This window comes from Rhizobium sp. P2_G2 (assembly GCF_056403555.1).
On record NZ_JBFUFF010000218.1, the window covers coordinates 1 to 4090 of the forward strand.

General features: G+C 56.4%; 4 protein-coding genes and 1 pseudogene. 1 reads left to right on the top strand and 4 read right to left on the bottom strand.

What is annotated here, in order from left to right:
* Positions 1-7: 7 nt before the first annotated feature.
* Genes AC1D06_RS42045 through AC1D06_RS42055 form a run of 3 tightly spaced genes read right to left on the bottom strand, consistent with a single transcriptional unit; the run spans position 8 to position 2338 of the window.
* Complete coding sequence (locus AC1D06_RS42045) at positions 8-856, bottom strand: transporter substrate-binding domain-containing protein (protein ID WP_477991445.1); 849 nt, start codon at positions 854-856, stop codon at positions 8-10.
* A gap of 33 nt (positions 857-889) precedes the next feature.
* Positions 890-1666 (bottom strand): ABC transporter permease, encoded by a 777-nt coding sequence (locus tag AC1D06_RS42050; protein ID WP_477991447.1) that lies wholly within the window; start codon positions 1664-1666, stop codon positions 890-892.
* 12 nt (positions 1667-1678) lie between these two features.
* Positions 1679-2338 carry an ABC transporter permease gene (locus AC1D06_RS42055; RefSeq protein ID WP_477991449.1) on the bottom strand — a complete coding sequence of 220 codons (660 nt, stop codon included), beginning with the start codon at positions 2336-2338 and terminating at the stop codon, positions 1679-1681.
* Positions 2339-2614: 276 nt separating this feature from the next.
* On the opposite strand from AC1D06_RS42055, the gene AC1D06_RS42060 reads away from it, so the two are divergent.
* Entirely contained in the window at positions 2615-3535 is a 921-nt protein-coding gene (locus AC1D06_RS42060) for a LysR family transcriptional regulator (RefSeq protein ID WP_477991450.1), read from the top strand.
* 427 nt (positions 3536-3962) lie between these two features.
* Here AC1D06_RS42060 and AC1D06_RS42065 read toward each other — a convergent pair.
* A pseudogene (locus AC1D06_RS42065) lies at positions 3963-4090 on the bottom strand (IS5/IS1182 family transposase); the annotation flags it as partial.

Consider the following 4090-nt stretch of genomic DNA (forward strand, 5'->3'; position numbering starts at 1 on the left):
TTTCGCTTCAGGGCGCCTGTGATGGCGAAACGTCTATACCGAACCATTTGATGCTGAGCCGTTTGAGCGTTCCATCTTTGATACTGCTACCAATTGCCTGATTGAACGCCTCAGCAAGCTGTTCGTCACCTTTGCGCATGCCGATTCCGACGCCTGGTCCCCACAGACCACCGGACAGCTCCGGACCGTAGAAAGCGGCCACCTCCCCATCCTTGCTGTCAAGAAACGTCTTCCAGGTAAAATAATCGGCAAGTCCGCCGTCAATCCGACCGGCGGCGAGATCGAGGTGGAGGTTCTCCTGTGTGTCGTAGCTGCGGATGTTGGCGATGCTTCCAAAAAGCTGATTGACCACCGCTTCTGAGTTCGAGGATCGCAGCACGCCGAGGTTTTTGCCAGCAAGCACCGTGCGGAGTTGGTCGAGTATTGCCTGCTGTTCGGCGCCCACGTTCGAGAGATTGACCTTGGCGCGTATGTCGGTCGCTGGAAGGCCAAGGTCTTTGCGCATGGCCAACTGGTTGAAGCCGCCGCCATAGGGAATTGAGAACGCGATCGATTTCTTGCGTTTTTCGGTGATCGACATCCCGGACATGATGGCATCGAATTTGCCGACGGTGAGGGCAGGGATCAGCCCATCCCAGTCCTGAGCGACGAAGGTACACTTGATCTGTATACGGCGGCAGAGCTCGTTTCCGACGTCGATGTCGTAGCCGACGAGCTCGCCGTGTCCGTTGATTGAATCCCAGGGAGGCGAGGCACCCTCCGTCGCGATTGTGATCTCCCGAACGCTTGCAGCATCTGTCACGATCGGAGCAATCGTGAAAACCGTAAGAAAGAAGGCGAAGGCCAGTCTATTCATTGGATGATCTCCCGAGTTTTGCGATGAATGATTTCAACGGCTTTGACCGCGCGTTTCCGCTATTGCGATCAAGGCCGGTTCTGATTGCCTTCGATGCCGCGACTTGGACGTGGGTCGCTGATGGGTCTTCGTCGGACTTGAGCGTCCGAAGTGCGCTTCCAGGATCTGAAAGAGCTTGGTCACGATGAGGGTCAAAAGGAGGTAGAGCACGGCCGCCGCGAAAAAGACCTCGTAGGGCGCGAACGTCTCCGAAACGAGCTGGCGCGCGCGCCCCGTGATTTCGAGAAGCGTTATGGTACTGGCGACCGAGCTTGCCTTCAGCATGCCGATGACTTCGTTTGCGTACGATGGAAGCACGGTTCGGAAAGCCAGGGGAAAGATGATCAGGCGTTTTTGCATGAACGGTGACAGACCGAGCGCCTTGGCGGCTTCGATGATCCCGCGTGGCACGGCCTGAATGCCGCCACAGAACAGCTCCGTCGTGTAAGCGGCGCTGTTCAATGAAAAGGTGAGTAGCGCGCACCAAAACGGTTCGCGCAGCAGAGGCCACGCGATGCTGTTTCGGACGATCTCTAGCTGACTGAGCCCGTAATAAACCAAAAACAACTGGACAAGCAGCGGCGTGCCGCGAAAAGCATAGGTGTATGTAAGGACAGCTCCGGAGGAAACGCGATTTGAAGACGCCCTGACGAAGCCCAATGGAACCGACACCGTGAAGCCGATTGCCAGAGACAGTAGGGTCAGGCCGAGCGTTAGCAGGACGCCGCCGGCGAGAACGCCCAAACTTTCGAATATCAGCTGAAAATCCACGTCTTAACCCCTTCAGTGACCGGGTATCGCAAGCCGCTGCTGCACCAGCCGAAACGACAAAAGCGACAGGCTCGTCAGCAGGAGATAAAGGGCCGAAGCTGCGAGATAAAAAACAAGCGGTGCGCGCATCGAGCCGGCACCGATAAATGCAACCCGCATGATGTCGGTGAGGCCGACGACGGAAATCAGGGACGTGTCCTTCAGGAGCGAGACCCAGAGATTGCAAAAGCCGGGGAGGGCGACACGCATCATCTGCGGTACAATCACCAGGAGCCACGCCTGCCACGACGAAAGGCCAAGAGATGCAGCAGCTTCGCGTTGGCCAGCTGGTATGCTGGCGATCGCGCCGCGGAATATCTCGGCCGAATAGGCGCCGAAGACGATCGTCAACGCAACCACGCCCGCGGCGAACGGGCTGATCTCCACGTAACGGCCAAACACTGCGGTGATCGCGGCGGTCCCGCCGAAATAGATCACAAGGATGACCAGCAGCTCCGGCAGCCCGCGAACAATCGTCGTGTAGCCTTGGGCGATAAGTGAAGGCAGCCGAAATCGGGAAAGCTTTATCGTAGCGACGATCAGTCCAAGCGCGGTCCCCAGCACACCACTCGCCAGCGAGACGACAACGGTGACCTTCAGACCAAGCAGAAATTGTAAGAAAAATCCGGACACGTAGTCACGCTTTCAGTTTCGTTGTTATGTCGAGTGGATAAATACTCGCGCAAATCGGATTGCGATGATTATTGTACTTAAGCGCTACCGACGGTAGCATGTAGAAAAAGCGAATAATCTGTGGTAATTCGCTTCTTTTTCCGAAAATATACTTTGACTTTGCTGCGTCAATTTATAAGCTGCAAATGTTGTCGATAAGCGCTGCTTATAGGGTCTTAGTGGTCGAGATGGCGTGGCTCACGGCGCATCCAGTGATGAATATGGCCGGGGTGATAAATGGTCCGAAAAACTGCGAGCGGCGGCAGACTGCGTCAGCTGCAAGTGTTTCGTGAGGTTCTCCGAGCCGGCTCAGAGCGATCCGCCGCCAAAATTCTTCATATCAGTCAGCCGGCCGTCAGCCAGCACATCAAGCAGCTCGAAACAGAGATCGGATTCACCCTCTTTACCCGCAGCAACAATCAATTCGCTCCGACGGAGCGTGCATGGGACGTGTTGCGCAGCGTCGACGGTGCTCTCCAGGGCGTCGATAAGATCGAAGATTCGCTGACCTCATTGCAGGGAAGCGAGACTAAAACGATTGGTTTGGCGGCGCCGAGCGTCTTCAGTCTTCGTGCCATTCCAAAAGCGATAAAGGCCGTTCGCCAGCGCGGAAATCTCTGTACTTTCCAGGTGAAGTCCGGGACTTACCGGGAAATCGGAGAGCATGTTCTCAACGGTCGTGCCGATATCGGCGTTTCCCGTTTGCCACTGGAGGAAAAGGCGTTTGATTGGGTGCCGGCCTGCACGGCAAGAAACGTTTGCCTGTTCGTGAAAGGTCATAAGCTCGGCAGCAAGAACGTGGTGACGCCGCAGGACATCGCCGCCGAGGCGATCATCGACATCGAGCCACAGTATTCTGCGCATCAGATGAACATCAACGCTCTGCGGTATGCCGGCGTCGCGCCTGACTTGGCTGTCGAGTTCGATGCGAACGGTCACGACGCTGGATATGTCGCCGCCGGCATCGGAATATCCATAACCAACAACGTGATTGCAGCGGAATACGAGGCGTTTGGGTTGGACACCCGGCCATTCGAGCCGACGGCGGTTTATCACTATGTGGTTTTCTGGCGTAAAGGACGCCAGCTTAGTCAGGCGATGCAGGTGATGGTCCAGGAACTCGTCAGTTCACTCCAGATGACGTGCTCAAATTCGTGAGCCGGGCGTGCGTATCGGCATGGTCGTCCCTCTAGCACGAACCTGGCGACAACCAGCAGCAACTGTCACGCTGCCAATCAGGGATCATGTTGCGCACTACGTTTGAACTGGCCGGCATCGGCGAGTATTCTCCCACTAATGGGTTGACAAGTGGCCCGCCGGCAGGATCTGCAAACCGATGCCGTTTTATCCCCCTTATGTCAAACTCGGCCGTTTCAGAATGTCCTCGTTGCGGAAGGTGCAGAAAAGGTCACGTGAAAACAAAGAGATGCCGCAGAAGCTTCGGTGCGGACTTTTGTCCGCGTTTTGATGTTTGGCTCGCGGCGATCGCTTTGCTGAGGATAAAGTTCGCATGCTCGTTTTATCCTGGCTTTGGCGCTGGTGCATCGGTCGTATTGCGAGCGGAATTCGGTCTCCGATGCCGCGGCTATGCGGTAGCTTTTCTACACCGGACGGATTTCGGGCGTGCGCAGGCCAGCATGTGATTGAGGACTGCGCAGCTGAGGGCAGCTTCCGTCTGTTGGGCGGCGAATGAACGTGCCCGCAGCCGACGGC

What these genes read in the sequence shown, in the direction of transcription:
- AC1D06_RS42060 (WP_477991450.1), top strand. Translation starts at nt 2,615, where the DNA reads ATGGTCCGAAAAACTGCGAGCGGCGGCAGACTGCGTCAGCTGCAAGTG.
- AC1D06_RS42045 (WP_477991445.1), bottom strand. Translation starts at nt 856, where the DNA reads ATGAATAGACTGGCCTTCGCCTTCTTTCTTACGGTTTTCACGATTGCT.